General features: G+C 68.8%; 17 protein-coding genes. 9 read left to right on the forward strand and 8 right to left on the reverse strand.

Annotated features, from left to right (window positions below):
- Nucleotides 1-71 precede the first annotated feature (71 nt).
- The 3 genes from EPAKOI_RS08385 to EPAKOI_RS08395 form a co-directional block, all read right to left on the reverse strand.
- On the reverse strand, nucleotides 72-689 hold the full coding sequence (locus tag EPAKOI_RS08385) for a DUF4136 domain-containing protein (protein ID WP_423191972.1): 618 nt from the start codon (nucleotides 687-689) through the stop codon (nucleotides 72-74).
- Nucleotides 690-699: 10 nt separating this feature from the next.
- Entirely contained in the window at nucleotides 700-1113 is a 414-nt protein-coding gene (locus EPAKOI_RS08390; protein WP_124684201.1) for a DoxX family protein, read from the reverse strand.
- A gap of 112 nt (nucleotides 1114-1225) precedes the next feature.
- A complete protein-coding gene (locus tag EPAKOI_RS08395) occupies nucleotides 1226-2224 on the reverse strand; it encodes a LysR substrate-binding domain-containing protein (protein WP_423191973.1) in 999 nt (332 codons plus the stop codon).
- Between the two features lie 114 nt (nucleotides 2225-2338).
- Between EPAKOI_RS08395 and EPAKOI_RS08400 the strand changes: the two genes are divergently transcribed.
- Together EPAKOI_RS08400 and egtB are read left to right on the forward strand one after the other, a co-directional pair.
- On the forward strand, nucleotides 2339-2959 hold the full coding sequence (locus EPAKOI_RS08400) for an FMN-dependent NADH-azoreductase (RefSeq protein ID WP_313836576.1): 621 nt from the start codon (nucleotides 2339-2341) through the stop codon (nucleotides 2957-2959).
- Nucleotides 2960-3138: 179 nt separating this feature from the next.
- On the forward strand, nucleotides 3139-4434 hold the full coding sequence (gene egtB, locus EPAKOI_RS08405; RefSeq protein ID WP_124684198.1) for an ergothioneine biosynthesis protein EgtB: 1296 nt from the start codon (nucleotides 3139-3141) through the stop codon (nucleotides 4432-4434).
- A 217-nt stretch (nucleotides 4435-4651) separates the two neighbouring features.
- On the opposite strand, the gene prpR is transcribed toward egtB, so the two are convergent.
- Nucleotides 4652-6625: a propionate catabolism operon regulatory protein PrpR gene (gene prpR, locus EPAKOI_RS08410; RefSeq protein ID WP_423191974.1), complete on the reverse strand. Its 1974-nt coding sequence runs from the start codon at nucleotides 6623-6625 to the stop codon at nucleotides 4652-4654.
- 293 nt (nucleotides 6626-6918) lie between these two features.
- Here prpR and prpB point away from each other — a divergent pair, with 293 nt between their 5' ends.
- The 6 genes from prpB to EPAKOI_RS08440 all read left to right on the forward strand — a co-directional run bounded on the left by prpB (nucleotide 6919) and on the right by EPAKOI_RS08440 (nucleotide 14751).
- The gene (gene prpB, locus EPAKOI_RS08415) at nucleotides 6919-7827 is read left to right on the forward strand and encodes a methylisocitrate lyase (RefSeq protein ID WP_313836572.1); all 909 of its coding nucleotides are present in this window, start codon (nucleotides 6919-6921) and stop codon (nucleotides 7825-7827) included.
- Between the two features lie 97 nt (nucleotides 7828-7924).
- Nucleotides 7925-9082, forward strand: coding sequence for a bifunctional 2-methylcitrate synthase/citrate synthase (prpC, locus tag EPAKOI_RS08420; RefSeq protein WP_124684195.1), 1158 nt, complete (start codon nucleotides 7925-7927; stop codon nucleotides 9080-9082).
- Between the two features lie 87 nt (nucleotides 9083-9169).
- Nucleotides 9170-11767 carry a Fe/S-dependent 2-methylisocitrate dehydratase AcnD gene (acnD, locus tag EPAKOI_RS08425; RefSeq protein WP_423191975.1) on the forward strand — a complete coding sequence of 866 codons (2598 nt, stop codon included), beginning with the start codon at nucleotides 9170-9172 and terminating at the stop codon, nucleotides 11765-11767.
- A 33-nt stretch (nucleotides 11768-11800) separates the two neighbouring features.
- Nucleotides 11801-12994 carry a 2-methylaconitate cis-trans isomerase PrpF gene (gene prpF / locus EPAKOI_RS08430; RefSeq protein WP_124684193.1) on the forward strand — a complete coding sequence of 398 codons (1194 nt, stop codon included), beginning with the start codon at nucleotides 11801-11803 and terminating at the stop codon, nucleotides 12992-12994.
- Between the two features lie 272 nt (nucleotides 12995-13266).
- Complete coding sequence (locus EPAKOI_RS08435) at nucleotides 13267-14394, forward strand: asparaginase (protein ID WP_124684192.1); 1128 nt, start codon at nucleotides 13267-13269, stop codon at nucleotides 14392-14394.
- Between the two features lie 120 nt (nucleotides 14395-14514).
- Complete coding sequence (locus EPAKOI_RS08440) at nucleotides 14515-14751, forward strand: DUF1289 domain-containing protein (protein ID WP_124684191.1); 237 nt, start codon at nucleotides 14515-14517, stop codon at nucleotides 14749-14751.
- A gap of 30 nt (nucleotides 14752-14781) precedes the next feature.
- On the opposite strand, the gene EPAKOI_RS08445 is transcribed toward EPAKOI_RS08440, so the two are convergent.
- From EPAKOI_RS08445 to EPAKOI_RS08460, 4 genes are all read right to left on the reverse strand, one after another.
- Nucleotides 14782-15492 carry an MOSC domain-containing protein gene (locus EPAKOI_RS08445; RefSeq protein ID WP_423191976.1) on the reverse strand — a complete coding sequence of 237 codons (711 nt, stop codon included), beginning with the start codon at nucleotides 15490-15492 and terminating at the stop codon, nucleotides 14782-14784.
- Nucleotides 15489-16208: a glutamine amidotransferase gene (locus EPAKOI_RS08450; RefSeq protein WP_423191977.1), complete on the reverse strand. Its 720-nt coding sequence runs from the start codon at nucleotides 16206-16208 to the stop codon at nucleotides 15489-15491. Before EPAKOI_RS08450 ends, EPAKOI_RS08445 begins: the two co-directional genes overlap by 4 nt.
- A 70-nt stretch (nucleotides 16209-16278) precedes the next feature.
- Nucleotides 16279-18744 (reverse strand): penicillin acylase family protein, encoded by a 2466-nt coding sequence (locus EPAKOI_RS08455; RefSeq protein ID WP_423193503.1) that lies wholly within the window; start codon nucleotides 18742-18744, stop codon nucleotides 16279-16281.
- A 112-nt stretch (nucleotides 18745-18856) separates the two neighbouring features.
- Nucleotides 18857-20287, reverse strand: a complete 1431-nt coding sequence (locus tag EPAKOI_RS08460; RefSeq protein WP_423191978.1) for an aldehyde dehydrogenase family protein — start codon at nucleotides 20285-20287, stop codon at nucleotides 18857-18859.
- 199 nt (nucleotides 20288-20486) lie between these two features.
- Between EPAKOI_RS08460 and EPAKOI_RS08465 the strand changes: the two genes are divergently transcribed.
- Complete coding sequence (locus EPAKOI_RS08465; protein WP_423191979.1) at nucleotides 20487-21146, forward strand: hypothetical protein; 660 nt, start codon at nucleotides 20487-20489, stop codon at nucleotides 21144-21146.
- Nucleotides 21147-21200: the final 54 nt, after the last annotated feature.

Here is a 21200-nt window from a genome sequence, read left to right on the forward strand (position 1 = left end):
GCAGCGATTGTAGCGGGTCTGGCTGCGCGCCACGGACGCGTGGCGTAAAAACTTACGCTTTTGCCGCGGGTTTATTGACTTGGCGTGCCAATGCCCGCGCGGAACGGGTACCTGGCGAAGATCTGGCCGACGACCTGCTCGATCACGAGCTGGCTGGTCTGGCGCTCCGGCTGGCTCGCGTCGCCCTGCGCCACGCCTTCCCAGACCAGCTGGTTGCGCCGGGCGTCGACCAGGTCGATGTTCAGCGTGCCCTCGGTGTAGGTATAGGTGTCGCTGTAGAAGCCGTAGCCGGGCCACGGCGCGTAGAGGCCGCCCCGGTAGGCGTAGTAGCCCATGTAGCCGAGCGGCGGCATCGGCGCCGGGCTGGTGGCGATCTTCTGCTGGAACTGCATGTTGAAGTTGACCAGCAGGTCAGGCTGGCGCGGCACGTACTGGTAGCCGCGCGCGGTCATCTCGCGCTCCACGGCGTCTTTCAGATACTGGGTGGTCAGGCTTTCGTAGCCCTGCCGGTCCGTGCCGGGACGCGGCACGAACGCAAAGGTCCGGTACTGCGAGAAATCGGTGGCGCGGTTGTAGTCGGTGCGGATGTCGGGGCCGGTCGCGCAGCCGGCTAGCATCGCGGCCGCCAGCGCGGCCAGCATCGCCGCACCGGACGGCGCCGCGGTGCGGTGACGGATCAGGCTTGCCATGGCAGGCTCCCTAGTTCCACTTGCCGTCGATGCCGCCGACGCTCAGGCGCCCCGCGCCCAGGAAGGCCACGGCCAGCGCGGCGCCCAGGTACATCCCCTGCAGCTCCAGCGCCCAGCCACCCGTGGGGGCCATGTCGCCGAACTGCTTGGCGTGCACCAGCACCAGCGCGAACACCATGTTGATGGCGACGATCAGCGCGGCGGGCCGCGTCCACAGGCCGATGATCAGCAGGATCGGCGCCAGCACCTCGCCGATGTAGACGCCGTAGGCCACGAACGACGGCAGGCCGGCCTGCGTCACGGTCTGGATGACAAAGCCGGGGCCCGCCATCAGCTTGGCAATGCCATGCAGCAGGATCAGCACGCCCAGCACGATACGAAGAATGGCCTTGCCCAGGTCCTGCGTTCCTTGCGTGCGACTCATCGCGTTGGCTCCTTGCGGTTGGTTGCAGGCGCTATGTGACCTGCACAACTACCTTAGATCGTGCCGGCGTGAAGGTAAAGGCGCAGCGTGGCGCGCGCGCCGCGCCGGGCGGTCAGTCGGCGTCCGGCGCGGGGGCGGCATGCCCGTCGGCCGGCACTTCGGTGGGCGGCGCGACATGCATCGGCACCCCCGTCATCGACATCATCCCGACCTTGCGGCCGTGCTCGGGCAGCACTTCGGCCAGGAAATCCAGCAAGCGGCGCAGCGCCGGCGTGACGCCCTGGCGGGACGGGAACACCGCGTGCAGCACGCCCATCGGCAGGTCCCACTGCGGCAGCACCACTTCCAGCGCGCCGCTTTCGATCTCGTCGCGGCAATACATGCGCGGCAGCATGGCCAGGCCAACGCCGGCGATGGCCGCCTCGCGCAGGATGGCGAATTCGTCCGAGACCAGCCGGGGGTCGTAGCCGATGTGGACCGGATCGCCGGCCTTGTCGAACAGCGTCCAGACGTGGCGGCCCTCGTGCGGCTTCTGGCCCACGCCGGGCATGCCTTCCAGCGCCTGCGGCGTGCGCGGGCGGCCGATGCTGTCCAGCAGCGCCGGGCTGGCCACCAGCTTCAGGTCGCTCTTGCCAAACGTGCGCACGGCCAGGCTGGAATCGTCGAGCACGTTGCGCACTCGCAGGGCCAGGTCGTAGCCCTCGGCGATGACGTCCACGCGCCGGTTGGTCGCTTCCACTTCCAGCTGGATGCCGGGGTTGGCCCGCATGAAATGGCCGATGTTGGGCGCCAGCAGGATCTGGACGATGGCCACCGGGCAACTGATGCGCAGCAGCCCGCCCGGCTGCTCGCGCGACTGTTCGATCACTTCCCGGGCGGCCTCGGCGGCCTGAAGCATTTCGCGGCAGCGCGCGTAGTACGCCTCGCCCAGTGGCGTGACGCGCACCTGGCGCGTGGTCCGGCGCAGCAGCAGCACGCCCAGGTCGCGCTCCAATTGGGCGATCCGCCGCGACAGGCGCGACTTTGGCACCCCGGTGGCCCGGCTGGCGGCCGAGAAGCTGCCGTGCTGCACCACCTGGGCAAACAGCGACAAATCGTTAAGGTCCTGCATGGTCGGGGCTCCGTTGCATCGGTAGAACAATCATTTGCATTCTGCATCACTACCGGCATCAATGGCGAGTCTATATCTTTCAGCCATCCCAACCGAACTTAGTGGAGCCAGACAATGAACATCCTGCAGATCGATTCGAGCGTGCTGGGCGACAACTCCGTCTCGCGCAACCTCACCGCCAGCATCGTGGCCGACCTCGTGGCCCAGAACCCGGCCGCCAAGGTCACCGTGCGCGACCTGGACCGTGAAGCGCCGGCCCACCTGGGCAACCAGCTGCTGCCCGTGCTGGGTGGCCCGAAGGACGGCCTGACCGCCGCGCAGCAGGCCGAACTGGACGTGACCGAAGCCTATCTGGCCGAATTCCTGGCCGCCGACGTGCTCGTGATCGGCGTGCCGCAATACAACTTCGGCATCCCCAGCCAGCTCAAGGCGTGGATCGACCGCATCGCCCAGGCCGGCCGCACGTTCCGCTACACCGAAAACGGTCCGGAAGGGCTGGCCAAGGGCAAGAAGGCCGTCATCGTATCGTCGCGGGGCGGTGTGCGCCAGGACGGCGCCGCGCTGGACCTGCATGAAGTGACGGTTGACGTGGTGCTGCGCTTCCTGGGCATCACCGACATCTCGTTCGTCCGCGCCCACGGCCTGGCGATGGGCCCGGAAGCCCGCGAGGCCGGCCTGACGACGGCCAAGACCGAGATCGCGGCCCTGAACGACGCGCTGCGCGCCGCCGCCTGATCGGTCTTCCTCCCGCTGCCTCAGACAGGCATCCCATCCCCGGGGTGCCTGTTTTTCTTGCAGGGCCGGATTGTAGGCATTGACCTACGTCGATCGCGGAAACCTGCCCGCTCGCTCCCCGGCGCAGATGGGTCTATGATGGTTCGACCGTCCGCCAGCCAACCCCACCGGGAGCCTGCATGACCGCCGTTTCAGCCCTGCTGCCTGCCACCGCCAGTCATCCGCCGCACGAACCCGCCCTGCTCAGCCAGTATCGCCATGTCCGTGCCGCGTCCGAGGCGCTGGTGGCGGACTTGTCGGACGCCGACGCAACCGTGCAGTCGATGGATGACGCCAGCCCGGCCAAATGGCACCTGGCCCATACCACGTGGTTCTTCGAGGAATTCGTGCTGGCCCCCCGCGTGCCGGACTACGAGCCGGTGGATCCCCAGTACCGCTACCTGTTCAACTCCTATTACGAAGCGGTTGGCGCGCGGCATCCGCGGCCCAGGCGCGGCCTGCTGACCCGCCCGACGCTGGACGAAGTGCTGGCCTACCGCGAGGCCGTGGACGACGCGATGCTGTCGCTGCTGATGAGCGCCCAGACCGACGACGAAGCCGCGCTGATCACGCTGGGCCTGCATCACGAACAGCAGCACCAGGAACTGCTGCTGACCGACATCCTGCACCTGTTTGCCCAGAATCCGCTGCGCCCGGCGTTTGCCCCGGCGCTGACGGTGCCCGTGGTGGCCGACCCGCGCCCGGCGCCGGACTGGATCACGCTGCCCGGCGGTATCGTCACGATCGGCCATGACGGCGACGGCTTTGCGTTCGACTGCGAAGGGCCGCGCCACCAGGTGCTGCTGCAACCGTACACGCTGTGCTCGCACCCGGTGAGCAACCGCCAGTGGTTCGAGTTCATCGAGGACGGCGGCTACCAGACCGCGGGCCTGTGGCTGTCCGACGGCTGGCGCTGGGTGTGCGACCACCGCATCGAGGCGCCGCTCTATTGGGAAGACCGCGACGGCACGTGGTGGCACATGACGCTGCGCGGCATGCAGCCGGTGGACCCGGAAAGCCCGGTCACGCATGTGAGCTTCTTCGAGGCCGACGCCTTCGCGCGCTGGGCCGAACGCCGGCTGCCGACCGAAGCCGAGTGGGAACACGCGGCGCGCAACCTGCCCGCCACCGGCAATTTCGTCGAAGGCCGCTCGCTGCGGCCGCTGCCGGATCGCCAGAACACGTCAGGCGTGCTGCGCCAGATGTTCGGCGACGTCTGGGAATGGACGGCCAGCGCCTACCTGCCCTATCCCGGCTTCCGCCCCAGCGCGGGCGCCGTCGGCGAGTACAACGGCAAGTTCATGAGCAGCCAGATGGTGCTGCGCGGCGGGTCGTGCGTCACGCCGGAATCGCATATCCGGGCCACGTATCGGAACTTCTTCTATCCGCACCAGCGGTGGCAGTTCACCGGGGTACGGCTGGCGGATGATGTGTGAGGGGTTGAGCCAAGGCAGGGGCCGCCCTGCCAGCCAGATTTGAGATGGCCGCTTCCGGTGACGGGAGCGGCCATTTTCGATGGCGGGGGTTGAATATGGCGGTTAATTGCTGAATTGAGGTCGAGGCATCGTTGGGTAATTGATGGGCTCCTCCCACGCAGGCGGGATCGGGGAACTCACAAGATCCGTTCTGGGGCAAACCCGATGCAAACCCGCCCTACCCCTCCCGAAGGCGGCGCCACAGGGTCGTGGCGCTGATGCCCAGCTTGGCGCAGGCGGCGGCGCGGTTGCCGCCGCATTCGTCCAGTACCCGACGGATGTGTTCGGTCTGGCTGGTGCGGGCGACGTTGGCCAGCGACGGCGCGTCGGCCGGCACGGCGTGTTCCAGGGCCGGCATCGCCGAGAACAGCTCGGGCACGGCCGCCTGGAGTTCGCGTTGCAGCGCGGCGGGGGCCAGTTCGGCGCCTGCGACCAGCACGGCGATGCGTTCGGTCACGTTTTCGAGTTCGCGGATATTGCCGGGCCAGGTGTAGCGCGACAGCCGGTGGCGCACGGCGTCGGGCAGCGGCTGCGGCGTGTCGATGCCCAGCCGTTCCTGCGCGCGGCGGTACAGCAGCGCGGCCAGCGCGGGCAGGTCGCCGGCGCGGTCGCGCAACGGCGGCATTTCGATGCGCAGGATATTGAGCCGGTAGTACAGGTCTTGCCGGAAGGTGCCCTCGCGCACCAGCGCGGCCAGGTCGCGGTGCGTGGCGGCGATGACCCGCACGTTGACCGGCACCGCCTCCAGCCCGCCAATCGGCAGCACCTGCTTTTCCTGCAGCACGCGCAGCAGCCGGGTCTGCAGCGCCGGCGGCATGTCGCCCACCTCGTCCAGGAACAGCGTGCCGTTGTGCGCCGATTCGAACAGGCCGGCCTTGCCACCGCGCCGGGCGCCCGTGAACGCGCCTTCCTCGTAGCCGAACAGTTCCGATTCCAGCAGCGTCTCGGGAAAGGCCGCGCAGTTGACCGCGACAAACGGAAACGCGCGGCGCGGGCTGGCGTCGTGCATGCCTTGCGCCAGTACCTCCTTGCCGGTGCCGCTCTCGCCGCTGACCAGTACCGTCGAATCGACCACCGCGTAGCGTCGCGCCAGCGCGCGCAGGTCGCTCATCGCCGGGGAATCGCCGGCCAGGTCTTCCAGGCTGTAGCGCACGCCGGCCGCACGGGCCCGGGTGCGCGAGCGCAGGTTGCGGTCGGCGCGATGGATGGCGTTGGCGTCCTGGATCGTCAGCACGGCGCCCGACGTGCCGGCCTCGCCGACAATCGGGATACGGTTGACCACCACCATGCGGTCGCCCAGCCGGTGGATGGCCTCCAGCTCGCGCGCGCCGCTCTGCATCACGCCATCGAGCGACAGCCCCGGCGCCAGCGTGGCCAGCTTGCGTCCCACCGCCACGCCGGCCGGCGTACCCAGGAAACGCTCCATCGCCGGGTTGAACGCCTGCACCCGCCCTTCCGCGTCCACGGCGGCCACGCCTTCGTTCAGGTGGGCCAGGATCGCGTTGACGTAGTCGCGCCGGGTAGCCTCGATGCGACGCAGCCGCGCGGCCTCGATGGCATCCTCCAGCGCCAGCCGCACCGCATTGCCCGAGTACAGGAACACGCCGACCAGCCCGTACTTGTCGGCCAGGTCGGTGACCATGCCCGGCCCCACCACCACGCGGATGCCCTCTTCCTTGAGCGCCCGCACGCGCGCCGTGGCGTCGTCCTCGGTCAGGTAGGTGTAGCGCGGGATGTCCAGCCCGAAGGCGCCGACGAACTCGTCCACTTCGGCATAGGTCGATGCATGGGTCACCAGCGCCACCTTCGGCGAGATGCGCCGCGCCGTGGCCAGCGCGCTCATGACATCGAAACCGGTCACCTTGACCAGCACCACCGGGATATCCACATGCTGGCGCAGGTACGCCCCGTTCGAGCCGCCGGCCACGACCACGTCGACGCGCCCGTCGCGGGCCTCGCGGTTGATGGCGCTGGCCGCCGCCTCGAAGGCACGGCCGACGATGCGGAATTCCGCGCGGGCGGCGTAGGCCGGAATCAGGTCGGCAAACGCGCGCGACAGGCGGCTGATGCCCATCGCCCAGATGCGCGGCCGGGCGCCGGCGGCGGCTGGCTGGGAGGCGTGATGCGGGATGGGCGCGGGGAGCGAGGACATGGCGGCAACGGCGGACGGCGACGGAATGCCTGCATTGTGCGCGGACGTCCGTTGCATTTCAACTTTGAAATCCATGAAATGCAACGATGGGGAAAAGGGGCGAAGCATCCGCCGCTTATCTCCCGGCAGTACCTGCCGAAAACATCACCTAAGCCCCTGAACCGTAAGGGTTTTCGCGTACCCGCATGACGCCGCCGCCATCGCGGGCATGGCGCTCGCCCTGCTGGCACACCCCTTGCGCCTATAGCCGGCCCTGCCCCCGAGCAGGAACGATCCAGACAAGAGACCACGCCATGACTTTTTCCGCCAACGAACTCGCCCGCTCCGCGGGTGCCCGCTTCCGCCAAGCCCTGGCCGACGAAAGCCCGCTGCAGATTCCGGGCACGATCAACGCCAACCACGCGCTGCTGGCCAAGCGGGCCGGCTATCGCGCGATCTACCTGTCCGGCGGCGGCGTGGCCGCGGGCTCGCTGGGGCTGCCTGACCTGGGCATTTCCAACCTTGACGACGTGCTGACCGACATCCGCCGCATCACCGATGTCTGCGACACGCCACTGCTGGTCGACGTCGACACCGGCTTTGGCGCCTCGGCGTTCAACGTCGCCCGCACCACGCGCTCGCTGATCAAGTTCGGCGCCGCCGCCATGCACATCGAGGACCAGGTGGGCGCCAAGCGCTGCGGCCACCGCCCGAACAAGGAAATCGTCGGCAAGCAGGAGATGGTCGACCGCATCAAGGCCGCCGTCGACGCCCGCACCGACCAGAACTTCGTCATCATGGCCCGCACCGACGCGCTGGCCGTGGAGGGCCTGGACGCCGCCATCGAGCGCGCCGTGGCCTGCGCCGAAGCCGGCGCCGACGCCATCTTCCCCGAGGCCATGACCGATCTCGACATGTACGCCAGGTTCGTCGATGCCGTGAAGGTGCCCGTGCTGGCCAACCTGACCGAATTCGGCGCCACGCCGTACTTCACGCTGGACGACCTGCGCGGCGTGGGTGTGGCAATGGCGCTGTACCCGCTGTCGGCGTTCCGGGCCGCCAACAAGGCCGCCGAGAACGTGTTTGCCGCCATCCGCCGCGACGGCACCCAGAAGAACGTGGTGGATACGATGCAGACCCGTGCCGAACTGTACGAGCGGATCGACTACCATGCCTACGAGCAGAAGCTCGACGCGCTGTTCGCCCAGGGCAAGGGCAAGTAACGCCGCCCGGCCGCCCATCGAGAACCGATCCAGAACAAGCTGATAGCGAGACGCCACTCCCATGGCCCAACGCGAAACACCCCCCAAGGAGACCCAGATGTCCGAAGCCCAACCGCTGGCCACGCCGAAACCCAAGAAATCCGTTGCCCTGTCGGGCGTTGCCGCCGGCAACACCGCGCTGTGCACCGTCGGCCGTAGCGGCAACGATCTCCACTATCGCGGCTACGACATCCTCGACATCGCCGACACCTGCGAGTTCGAGGAAATCGCCCACCTGCTCGTGCACGGCAAGCTGCCGAACAAGGCCGAACTGGCCGCCTACAAGACCAAGCTCAAGGCGCTGCGCGGCCTGCCCGCCAACGTCAAGGCCGCGCTGGAATGGGTGCCGGCCAGCGCGCACCCGATGGACGTGATGCGCACGGGCGTGTCGGTGCTGGGCACCGTGCTCCCGGAAAAGGACGACCACAACACCCCGGGCGCGCGCGACATCGCCGACCGCCTGATGGCCAGCCTGGGCTCGATGCTGCTGTACTGGTACCACTACAGCCACAACGGCCGCCGCATCGAGGTGGAAACCGACGACGACTCGATTGCCGCCCACTTCCTGCACCTGCTGCACGGCGAGGCGCCGTCCAAGCTCTGGGAACGCGCGATGCAGACGTCGCTGATCCTGTACGCGGAGCACGAGTTCAATGCGTCGACGTTTGCCTGCCGCGTCGTGGCCGGCACGGGGTCCGACATGTACTCGGCCATCTGCGGCGGCATCGGCGCGCTGCGCGGCCCGAAGCACGGCGGCGCCAACGAGGTGGCGTTCGAGATCCAGAAGCGCTACGACACCCCGGACGAGGCCGAGGCCGACATCCGCCGCCGCGTGGAGAACAAGGAAGTCGTGATCGGCTTCGGCCACCCGGTCTACACCATCAGCGACCCGCGCAACGTGGTGATCAAGGAAGTGGCGCGCAAGCTGTCGAAGGACGCCGGCTCGATGAAGATGTTCGACATCGCAGAGCGCCTGGAAACGGTCATGGCCGACGCCAAGAAGATGTTCCCGAACCTCGACTGGTTCAGCGCCGTGAGCTACCACATGATGGGCGTGCCGACGGCCATGTTCACGCCGCTGTTTGTCATCGCCCGCACGTCGGGCTGGGCCGCGCACGTGATCGAGCAGCGGATCGACAACAAGATCATCCGCCCGACGGCCAACTACACCGGCCCGGAGAACCTGAAGTTCGTGCCGCTCGACAAGCGCGCCTGAACGTCCGCCACACCATTAGAGATGTGCCGCTGCGCCGCCCGTGCCTCCGGGCGGGCGGCCAGCCGGCCCGCCAGTCCTCACGCCGCCATGAATACCGCCTACCGCAAGCCGCTGCCCGGCACCCGGCTCGACTACTTCGATGCCCGCGCAGCCGTCAATGACATTTCCCCGGGCGCCTGGGACAAGCTGCCGTACACCTCGCGCGTGCTCGCCGAGAACCTTGTGCGCCGCTGCGACCCGGCCACGCTGACCGATTCGCTCAAGCAGCTCGTCGAGCGCCGCCGCGACCTGGACTTCCCGTGGTTCCCGGCCCGCGTGGTCTGCCACGACATCCTGGGCCAGACCGCGCTGGTGGACCTGGCCGGCCTGCGCGACGCCATTGCCGACCAGGGCGGCGACCCCGCCAAGGTCAACCCGGTGGTGCCGGTGCAGCTGATCGTCGACCACTCGCTGGCCGTGGAATGCGGCGGCTTCGACCCCGATGCGTTCGCCAAGAACCGCGCCATCGAGGACCGCCGCAACGAGGACCGCTTCGACTTCATCAACTGGACCAAGAAGGCGTTCCGCAACGTCGACGTGATCCCGCCGGGCAACGGCATCATGCACCAGATCAACCTGGAGAAGATGTCGCCGGTGATCCATGCCGCGGACGGCGTGGCCTATCCGGACACCTGCGTCGGCACCGACAGCCACACGCCCCACGTGGACGCGCTGGGCGTGATCGCCATCGGCGTGGGCGGCCTGGAGGCCGAGAACGTGATGCTGGGCCGCGCGTCGTGGATGCGGCTGCCCGACATCGTCGGCGTGGAACTGACCGGGCGCCGCCAGCCCGGCATCACCGCCACCGACATCGTGCTGGCACTGACCGAATTCCTGCGCAAGGAAAAGGTTGTCGGCGCCTACCTGGAATTCCGCGGCGAAGGGGCGGCCAGCCTGACGCTGGGCGACCGCGCCACCATCTCGAACATGGCGCCCGAGTACGGCGCCACGGCCGCGATGTTCTTCATCGATGGCCAGACCACCGAATACCTGCGCCTGACCGGCCGCGACGAGGCCCAGGTGCAGCTTGTGGAAACCTACGCCCGCACCGCCGGGCTGTGGGCCGACGCGCTGGCCGACGCCGAGTACGAACGCGTGCTGCACTTCGACCTGTCCACCGTGGTCCGCAACATGGCCGGCCCGTCGAATCCGCACAAGCGCCTGCCGACGTCCGACCTGGCCGCGCGCGGCATTGCCGGCCAGTGGGAAGACACGCCGGGCCAGATGCCCGACGGCGCCGTGATCATCGCCGCCATCACGAGCTGCACGAACACCAGCAACCCGCGCAACGTGATTGCCGCCGCGCTGCTGGCCCGCAACGCCAACCAGCGCGGGCTCGCGCGCAAGCCGTGGGTCAAGTCGTCGCTGGCGCCGGGGTCCAAGGCCGTAGAGCTGTACCTGCAGGAAGCCAACCTGCTGCCCGACCTGGAAAAGCTAGGCTTCGGCATCGTCGCGTTTGCATGCACCACCTGCAACGGCATGTCCGGCGCGCTGGACCCGAAGATCCAGCAGGAAATCATCGACCGGGACCTGTACGCCACGGCCGTGCTGTCCGGCAACCGCAACTTCGACGGCCGCATCCACCCGTATGCCAAGCAGGCGTTCCTGGCGTCGCCGCCGCTGGTGGTGGCCTATGCCATCGCCGGGACGATCCGCTTCGACATCGAGCAGGACGCGCTGGGCACCGACGCCAGCGGCCAGCCGGTCTACCTGCGCGACATCTGGCCCAGCGACGACGAGATCGACGCCATCGTGCGCCAGAGCGTCAAGCCCGAGCACTTCCGCAAGGTCTACGAGCCGATGTTCGCCGTGCGTGCCGAGAACGACGCCGCGATCGATCCGCTCTACGACTGGCGCCCGCAGAGCACCTACATCCGCCGCCCGCCGTACTGGGAAGGCGCGCTGGCCGGCGAGCGCACGCTGCGCGGCATGCGCGCGCTGGCCGTGCTGGGCGACAACATCACGACCGACCACCTGTCGCCGTCGAACGCCATCCTGCCGAACAGCGCGGCTGGCGAGTACCTGGCGAAGATGGGCCTGCCCGAGGAAGACTTCAACTCGTACGCCACGCACCGCGGCGACCACCTGACCGCCCAGCGCGCCACGTTCGCCAACCCGACGCTGGTCAACGAGATGGCCGTGGTGGACGGCGCCGTGAAGAAGGGTTCGCTGGCGCGCATCGAGCCCGAGGGCAAGGTCGTGCGGATGTGGGAAGCCATCGAGACGTACATGGACCGCAAGCAGCCGCTGATCGTGATTGCCGGGGCCGACTACGGCCAGGGCTCGTCGCGCGACTGGGCCGCCAAGGGCGTGCGGCTGGCCGGCGTGGAAGCCATCGTGGCCGAGGGCTTCGAGCGCATCCACCGCACTAACCTGATCGGCATGGGCGTGCTGCCCGTGGAATTCTTCCCGGGCACCAACCGGCTGACGCTGGGCATCGACGGCACCGAGACGTTCGACGTGGTGGGCGACCGCCAGCCGCGCGCCGAGCTGACGCTGCTGATCCACCGCCGCAACGGCGAGACCGTGCGGGTGCCGGTGCGCTGCCGGCTGGACAGCGACGAGGAAGTGTCGATCTACGAGGCCGGCGGCGTGCTGCAACGGTTTGCGCAGGACTTCCTGGAATCGTCGCGGGCAGCCGCCTGACGATCCCCGGCGCAGACTTTCAAGGAAACCACGATGGCTCACGTTCCCCAAATCAAGATCCCGGCGACGTACCTGCGCGGCGGCACGAGCAAGGGCGTCTTCTTCCGGCTGCAGGACCTGCCCGAGGCCGCCCAGCAGCCGGGCCCGGCGCGCGACCGCCTGCTGCTGCGCGTGATTGGCAGCCCGGACCCGTACGGCAAGCAGATCGACGGCATGGGCGCGGCCACGTCGAGCACCAGCAAGACGGTGATCATCGCCCGCAGCACGCGGCCGGACCATGACGTGGACTACCTGTTCGGCCAGGTGTCGATCGACCAGCCGTTCGTCGACTGGAGCGGCAACTGCGGCAACCTGTCGGCGGCGGTGGGCCCGTTCGCGGTCAGCAACGGCTTTATCGAGGCCGCCCGGATTCCGCAGAACGGCACCGTCACGGTCCGCATCTGGCAGGCCAACATCGGCAAGACGATCGTCGCCCACGTGCCGGTCACCAACGGCGCGGTGCAGGAAACCGGCGACTTCGAGCTGGATGGCGTGACCTTTCCGGCCGCCGAGGTGCAACTGGAGTTCATGGACCCGGCCGCCGAGGAAGGCGACGACGGCGGCGGCGCGATGTTCCCGACCGGCAACCTCGTCGATGACCTGGAGGTGCCCGGCGTGGGCACGCTCAAGGCGACGATGATCAACGCCGGCATCCCGACGATCTTCGTCGAGGCGGCGGCCATCGGCTACACCGGCACCGAGCTGCAGGACGCCATCAACGGCGACCCGAAGGCGCTGGCGATGTTCGAGACGATCCGCGCGCACGGCGCAAAACGCATGGGCCTGATCCAGGACCTGGACGAAGCCCGCACGCGCCAGCACACGCCGAAGGTGGCGTTCGTCGCCGGCCCGGCCACGTACACGGCATCGAGCGGCAAGACCGTGCGCGCCGAGGACGTGGACCTGCTGGTGCGCGCGCTGTCGATGGGCAAGCTGCACCACGCGATGATGGGCACGGCGGCGGTGGCCATCGGCACGGCGGCAGCCATTCCCGGCACGCTGGTCAACCTGGCCGCCGGCGGCGGCGCACGCGAGGCCGTGCGCTTCGGCCATCCGTCGGGCACGCTGCGCGTGGGCGCCCAGGCCGAGCAGGCCAACGGCCAGTGGACCGTGCGCAAGGCCATCATGAGCCGCAGCGCGCGCGTGCTGATGGAGGGCTGGGTCCGCGTGCCAGGCGACAGTTTCTGACCCGTCGCACAACGCGGCCGTTGTCGTCACCGGGCGGCATTCTCCCAGCGTGGAGAATGCCGCTTTGTCTTATCTGGCATACGTTTCCGGGCGATGGCCGGGCGCTGTGCAGATTCTGTTGTGGTTGTCGACGCAACGGGGATGGGTGGTTATAGTGCTCGGTCCGTGGTGCCTGACCCGCCTACCTGGCACCACGGTCTCATGAACCAACCATACGCGGCGGCCCCGCGCTTTCCACGAGAAACCAGCAGCCCGCCGCCAAGAGGAGAATCATGCAACGTACTGCCACCCTGAAACCCATCGCCGCGCTGCTGCTGTCCGCCACCCTGCTGACCGGCACGGCCTGTGCGCAACTGGCCCCGGCGCCCGGCACCCCCGGCGCGGCCCCGGCCGGTACGACCGCCGAGGCCCGCAAGGCCAACATCGTCATCATCGGCACGGGCGGCACCATTGCCGGGGCCGGTGCCTCGGCCACCAACACGGCGGCCTACCAGTCGGCCGTGGTGCCGGTCGACAAGATCATTGCCTCGGTGCCGGAAGTCTCGAAGGTCGCCAACGTCAAGGGCGAGCAGATCTTCCAGATCGGGTCCGAGAGCTTCAACAACGAGCGGCTGCTGAAGCTGGGCAAGCGCGTGTCCGAACTGCTCAAGCAGCCCGACGTGGACGGCATCGTGATCACGCACGGCACCGACACGATCGAGGAAACCGCCTACTTCCTGAACCTCACGCTCAAGAGCGACAAGCCCGTGGTGGTGGTGGGTTCCATGCGTCCGGGCACGGCGCTGGGCGCCGACGGCGCACTGAATCTCTATGACGCGGTGCTGGTGGCGTCCAGCCCGGCGTCCAGGGGCAAGGGCACGCTGGTCGTGCTCAACGACGAGGTCCACACGGGCCGCGACGTGACCAAGAGCAACACGTTCAAGACCGAGACGTTCCGCTCGCCGTTCGGCCCGCTGGGCTACGTGGTGGAAGGCCGCACGCTGTACTACCGCACGCTGGCCCGGCCGCACACGGTGCAGACCGAGTTCGACATCGACAAGATCGACCGCCTGCCCGAAGTGGCCGTGCTCTACGCCTACGGCAACGTGAACCCGGCCATGGTCGACGCGGCCGTCAAGAGCGGCGCCAAGGCCATCGTCTATGCGGCCACCGGCAACGGCAGCGTGGGCGACTACATGGTGGAGCCGCTGAAGGCCGCGCAGGCCAAGGGCGTGCAGGTCGTGCGCGCGTCGCGCACGGGCAGTGGCATCGTCGTGCGCAACGCCGAGCAGCCTGACGACAAGTACAACTGGATCGTCACCGACGACCAGTTGCCGCAGAAGGCGCGCATCCTGATGGCGCTGGCGCTGACCAAGACCAACGATCCGAAGCAGCTTCAGCAGATCTTCTGGAAGTACTGATGCACCCGAGGCGCCGGGCTCGCCCCGGCGCCTTGCCACTGGATGTCATCGGAAGGCGGGTGGCGGGGCGCCCCCGCAGCGGGCGTTTATAATGCGCGCTCAGTTTCCCGCCCGCCTTCCATGTCCGACCGCCCCGCCGACCCCACCGCTTCCACGCCCGACGACACCCGCCTGAGCGACCGCCCAGACAGCCCGTGCATCGGCATCTGTTCGACGCTGTTCGACGAGGTTTGCCAGGGTTGCGGCCGGACGGCCGCCGAGGTCAGCAACTGGGTGTTCTACAGCGAGGCAGAAAAGCAGGCGATCTGGGAGCGGATCACGCGCGAAGGCACGGCGTGGCGGTTTCGCCAGGACTGAGCAGCGCCTTCGCCGCCCCCTTCCCCCCATTCAGCCCCCCGCCAGCCGCTTCTCCATGTCCTCGACCGCGTGGCTGGCCACGCGCTGCCGGGCCAGCTTGCGCCAGCTTTCGGCCAGGCATGGCAATTCGGCCATCTCAGCGAGCGCCGTTAGATTGAGCCGGTCGACATAGAGCACGTGCAGCAGCCGCTGCAGGCTCCATTGCGGATACGGGCGCGCCACCAGCACCAGCCGGTCGCCGGCGGCCACCTCGCCTTCCTCGATCACGCGGTAATACCAGCCGGTGCGTCCGCTGCCCTGCACCGCGCGCGACATGCCGGCAAACCCGAAGCGGTGATTCAGTTTCCAGCACGGCTGGCGTGCCTGGGACACCTCCACCAGCGCCGTGCCCAGCCGGTAGCGGTCGCCGACGCAGACATCGGCCTCGGTCAGCCCCGTGGTACTCAGGTTTTCGCCAAACGCACCCGCATGGTCGAGCACGGCCGTGTTGCCGCCCTGCCCGGCCAGTTCGCCGCGCCAGCCCGCGTAGTGGTCGCGCGGATAGTGGTGCAGCGCCTTCTCGGGGCCGCCGTGGTGCTTCGGATCGCCCTGCTCGTCGATGGCCAGCCCGACCGGCGTGATGCGCACCGGACCGTCCACGGGCGTCTTGCCGATGCCGCTCGGCACGCCTTTCGGGCCGAACGGCTGCACGCGGCCCGCCAGCAGCACGTCGATCCTGACGTCCACAGCCGCGCCGCTCACAGCCCCGCCTCCTCCATCCAGCGCGCGAACATCAGTTCGCCGGCGCTGGCCACGGTGGCGCCGATCTCGGCCGTGCGGCGGCGGATCGTGCGCGGGTCCACACCGGCCTTGGCCAGCTCGACCGTATGGCCGATCAGCCAGGTCTCGATATCGCCCGGCTTGACCTCGGGGTGGAATTGCAGCGCCAGCACGTGCTTGCCGATGGCATACGCCTGGTTCGGTGTCGCGGCGGTCGATGCCAGCCGCTCGGCGCCCTCGGGCAGGTCGAACGTGTCGCCGTGCCAGTGCAGCACCTCCCAGTCGGCGTTGGCCAGCAGCGCGAGCGGCGAGCGGCGGCCGGCCTCGGTCGGCGAAATCGGCGCCCAGCCAATCTCGCGCGTGCCCGGATAGACGCGGGCGCCGCACGCCGCCGCAATCAACTGCGCGCCCAGGCAGGCGCCGATGATCGGCAGTTCGTCCTGCAGCCGCTGGCGGATCACGCTGACCTCCGCTTCGAGCCACGGGTACGCCTCGGTCTCGTAGACGCCGATGGGGCCGCCCAGCACGACCAGCAGGTCGGCCGGGTCGGTCTGCACCAGCGTCAGGTCGTCCACGCCGGCCTGGAACAGGCGAATGTCATGGCCGCGATCGCGCGCCACGTCGGCAATCACGCCTGCATGTTCGAATGCAACGTGCTGGATGACATCGGTCCTCAACTGGCGCCTGGTTTCGCTCATTGCGTAACGCTCCTGCTAGAAATGGTGGGCATCGGATAGGGGACGCAGGGCGATACGATACCGCACCGCATCAATGCCTGTCGCGTGCCGGTTGCAGCACCAGCGTCTCGAAGCTGTCGCCCCCGGGGTTGCGCCGCTGCGCGCCGATCTGGATGAACTGGACGGCGGCCCACTTGTCGGTCCAGTCGCGGTAGTGCGGCGACAGCGCGTTGCCGGACTGCCCGGTCGACGACATGAAGCGCGACGCGGACAGGTCCGCCAGGTCGTAGATCGCGCGCAGGCTGGCCGCGTGGGTGTTCTCGAACGGGGCCTTCTCATCGCGCAGGCTGTGGCGGCCCACGTCGACCGTATAGGTATCGCCGCCGGTCGGCACGCGGACGTTGAACAGCCCGGCCAGATACGGCACCTTGCCGAACGGCTTGTGCTCCGAGCGCGCCGTGTGGGCCTTGCCCCAGCGCCATTTGTCCGGGTCCGCACCGTAGCGGGTATCGAGGTCGGCCAGCGCGCGCTGCCAGGCCAGTCCGATCGTGTCGGCGCAGGTCTCGCGGGCGGTGGTGCGCGAGTTGTCGCACCAGAAGGCGCCCTGCCCGGCCGGGTCGCGCATGGCGTTGAGCATCGGCAACTGGACGTTGCGCTGGTCCCAGAGCCGGACGAACTGCGCGTCGCCCACCTTGTCCGCGAACAGCAGCCGCGACAGCTCGCGCAGCCATGCCGTCACCACCAGCGGCTCGGCGCGGTCGGCTGCCATGGTGCCGTCCCACTGGCGCAGCCCGTCGAACAGCGCGCGCTCGCGGGCCGGGCGCGATGCATCGCTGGCCACTAGGGCGGCCAGCAGCAGCGGCAAGGCGTCGCGCACGGCCAGCGACACCACGTCTTTCTGGATCGCGGCGAAGGTGTCCGGCGTATGGCGCGGCGTGGCGTCCAGCAGCGTCTGGATGCGCTGCGCGCGGTACGGTACGCTCCATTCGCTGGTCAGAAAGAACGGGTACTGGTCGTCGACGATCTTCTGGTTGGCCGTCACGATCATGCCCGACGGCGGGTTGAACCGCTGCGGCAACTGCTCGAACGGGATAAAGCCCTGCCAGTCGTAGCGCGCGTCCCAGCCCGGCGCCGGCGCCAGGCCCATCAGGTCGTTGTCGGCGCGGCGCACCGGCACGCGGCCCGGCGCGATGAAGCCGATGTTGCCATCGACATCGGCGTAGACCATGTTCTGCTGCGGCGCGTGGAAGTCGCGCAGCGCGGCCACGAAGCTCTTCCAGTCCTTTGCCAGACCCATGTTCAGGCTGGCCTGGAACGTCTTGTCGTCGGGCCGCAGCGCCGTCCACTGGAACGCCACCACGTACTGGGCGCCCAGCGGCTTGGCCGCCGCGCCAATCGGCTCGGCCACGTCGGACATCACCGGCCCGTGGCGCGTGGCGCGCACGCGCAGCGTCACGTCGGGCTCGCCTTTCACGTGGATGGTCTCGGTATAGGTCTCGAACGGCGCCCAGCCGTCGGGGGTCTGGTAGCGGGCCGGATTCGACGGGTCGATCCGCTCGATGAACAGGTCTTGCACGTCGGGCGCCGTATTGGTGAAGCCCCAGGCGATACGCTGGTTGTGGCCCAGCACCACCAGCGGCGCGCCGGGCAGCGTGGCGCCGGTCAGGTCCAGCCCCGGCGCCTGCAGGTGCGCGAAATACCACAGCGCGGGCGCCTGCAGCCCCAGGTGGGGGTCGTTGGCCAGCAACGGCTTGCCGCTGCGGGTGTGCGCGCCGGACACCACCCAGTTGTTCGAGCCCATCCCTTCGATATGGCTGGACGGCGCGCGGTCGGCCACCTGGGCCATGGCCGTGGCCACCGGGGCGAGCTGGCGGTAGAAGCTGGCGTAATCCATCGTGCGCAGCGGCTTGTCGCCGGGGTACGGCGCCAGGATCTCGGCGATGCGCGCGGTCGGGAGCTGCTGGGCCAGGCCCATCCGCAGCACTTCCTGCGTCCAGTTGCCGCCCAGGTCCCAGGCCATCATCGTCTGCCAGCCGACGGTATCGGCCGGCTCCCAGCGTTCGGGGCGGATGCCGAGCATCAGGAATTCGGGCGGCAGCGCCGACTTGCGGGTGTCGATAAAGGCGTTGACGCCGTCGGCATAGGCCTGCAGCACCGCGCGGACCTCCGGCGACGTGCGGGCGACGATGGCCTCGGCGTTGCGGCGCACCCCCAGCGTACGCAGGAAGCGGTCGTTGTCCACGGCCTTGGGGCCCAGGATCTCGGCCAGCCGCCCGGCCACGATGCGCTTGTTCATCTGCATCTGCCAGAGCCGGTCCTGCGCGTGGACGTAGCCCAGCGCGTAGTAGGCGTCCAGCGGATGGCTGGCCTGGATGTGCGGCACGGCGTTGCGGTCACGCACCACCACCACCCGCTCGCGCAGCCCGGATAGCTGCTGCGTGCCGGCCGTATCGGGCTGCGACGCCTGACGGTACCAGACATAGGCGCCAATTGCCGCCGTCAGCGTCAGCACCATCGCACCCAGGATGACCCAGCCCAGCCGTTTGAACCAGCGCATCGACACGCTCCCCCCAAGGAAAGACGCAAGCATGGCAGATTTCCGCGCAGACAAGAATGCCCGGACGGGCCGGGCATCGGTACTACGGGGTGCGGGCAGCGGCCGGAGCCGCTCAGGCCGGCTTCTTGAGCTGCAGCGACTTGTATTCGAGGAATTCCTCCAGCCCGAACTTGCCGCCCTCGCGGCCGTTGCCGGACTGCTTGAATCCCCCGAACGGGGCATTCATGTTGAACGGGCCGCCGTTGATGTCCACCTGGCCCGTGCGGATGCGCCGCGCCACGCGGATCGCGCGCGCCTCGTCGCCGGACCAGACGCCGCCGCCCAGCCCGTAGATGCTGTCATTGGCGATGCGGATCGCGTCTTCCTCGGTGTCGTAGCAGATTACCGACAGCACCGGGCCGAAGATTTCTTCCTGCGCCACGGTGGCCCGGGGATCGACGTTGCCCAGCACGGTGGGCTTGACGAAAAAGCCGCGCTCGAAGCCTTCCGGGGTCTCCGGGCCGCCAGCGACCAGTTCGGCGCCCTCTTCCAGCCCGCGCCGGATGTAGCCGGTCACGCGCTGCTTCTGGACGTCCGAGATCAGCGGGCCCAGGCGCGTGGTGTCCGACATCGGATCGCCCACGGCAAAGCCTTCCACGATCTTGGCGGCAATCGCCTTGACCTCGTCGTAGCGGCTGCGCGGCACCAGCATGCGGGTGTGCGCCGAGCAGGTCTGGCCGGAATTGAGAAAGCAGGCGCTCAGCGTGCCCTTGACGGCCGCCGGCAGGTCCGCGTCGTCCAGGATCACGGAAGCCGACTTGCCGCCCAGTTCCAGCGCCACGCGCTTGACCGACTGCGCGGCCAGCTCCGACACGCGCTTGCCGGCCCGCGTGGAGCCCGTGAACGACACCATGTCGACCTCCGGATGGCTGGCCAGCACCTCGCCCACCACCGGGCCGTAGCCGGTCACCAGGTTGAACACGCCCGGCGGCAGGCCGGCGGCCTCGATCACCTCGGCCAGCACAAAGGCGTTGAGCGGCGCCACTTCCGACGGCTTGAGCACCACGGTGCAACCGGCGGCCAGCGCCGGTGCCACCTTCAGCGTGATCTGGTTCAGCGGGTAGTTCCACGGCGTGATGGCCGCCACCACGCCCACCGGCTCGCGCACGACCAGCGAGTTGCCCACCTGTTCCTCGAACGTGAAGCTGTCGAGCAGCGCGGCGGCCTGGCCCCAGTTGTAGACCGGCCCGCCCACCTGGATGGCGCGCGCCAGCTTGATCGGCATGCCCACCTCGCCGGCGATCAGTTGCGCCAGTTCCTCGGTGCGGTCCTTGAGTCCCTCGGCGATCTTGCGGATGTACTGCACGCGCTCGGCGGGCGGCGTCGCGGCCCAGCCGTCGAACGCCGCGCGGGCGGCGGAAATGGCGTCCTCGGCGTCACGGGCATGTCCCTCGGGGATCTTGCCCATGACGGCCTCGGTGGCGGAGTGGATGACGTCGATACTGCCCGTACCGTGGGGCGCCACCCATTTGCCGTTGATGAAAAGTTTGTCTCGTTGTTGCATGGCCACAGCCCTCAAGAGGTGAATCGGCGGAGTGCAAATTTTGTTACTTTTATGGTGCACCACATTGTAGGCCGGTTTGCGGATTCGCTTTTCGTCCATCCGCCGCCGGCCCGGACAACAAGATGGCGATAATCGGCCGCGCAACAGCTCACCCGAGGGCCTCGCCGCGGGCGGCCGATCGATAACAAAGGAGCGAGACATGGTCGACCCGGTCTATCACAAGACGGAAGCAGGTCAGGAGGAAATCCGCACCCGCGCGCGCAAGCTGGACCACAAGCTGCGCGCGCTGCTGCTGATCGTGAACGGAGAACGCGCCAGATCGGCGCTGTTGGCGCAAGTCGCCGGCATGGGCGTGGCCGAGGAGGCGTTCGATACGCTGCTGGCGCTGGGCCTGATCGCACCGGCCGCCGCGCCGGCGCGGGCAGCACCAGCGGCCGCCCGGTCCGGCCGCCCCGCCGCGCCGGCCCGCCCGGCCGACACCAACCTGTTCGCGGCCTATTCGGGCTTCAACTCGGCCGGCGGCAAGGGCATCGACGACCGCGTCGACGATCGCGACGTGCTGGCCGACACCACCATCGCCCCGGCACTGACCCCGGCGCGCGCCCCGGCCACCGTCGGCGCCGACGGCTACCAGCGGCTCTACCACTTCTACACCGACGTGATCGGCAACCACCTGGGGCTGCGCGGCTACGTACTGCAGGTCAAGGTGGAAAAAGCCGCCACCGTCGTCGAACTGGCCGCCCTGCGCGACACGCTGGGCGCCGCCTTGCAGAAAGCCAAGGGCGACATCACCGCCCACGCCATCATCGACCAGCTCGACGATTTGCTGGCCGAAATGGGCGTGGCACCAGCGCGGTAGGGGCGCGGTTTTAGCTCCCCTCTCCCGCCTGCGGGAGAGGGGTTGGGGGAGAGG

Source organism: Cupriavidus sp. H18C2, from assembly GCF_049393795.1.
Taxonomy (GTDB): domain Bacteria; phylum Pseudomonadota; class Gammaproteobacteria; order Burkholderiales; family Burkholderiaceae; genus Cupriavidus; species Cupriavidus pauculus_C.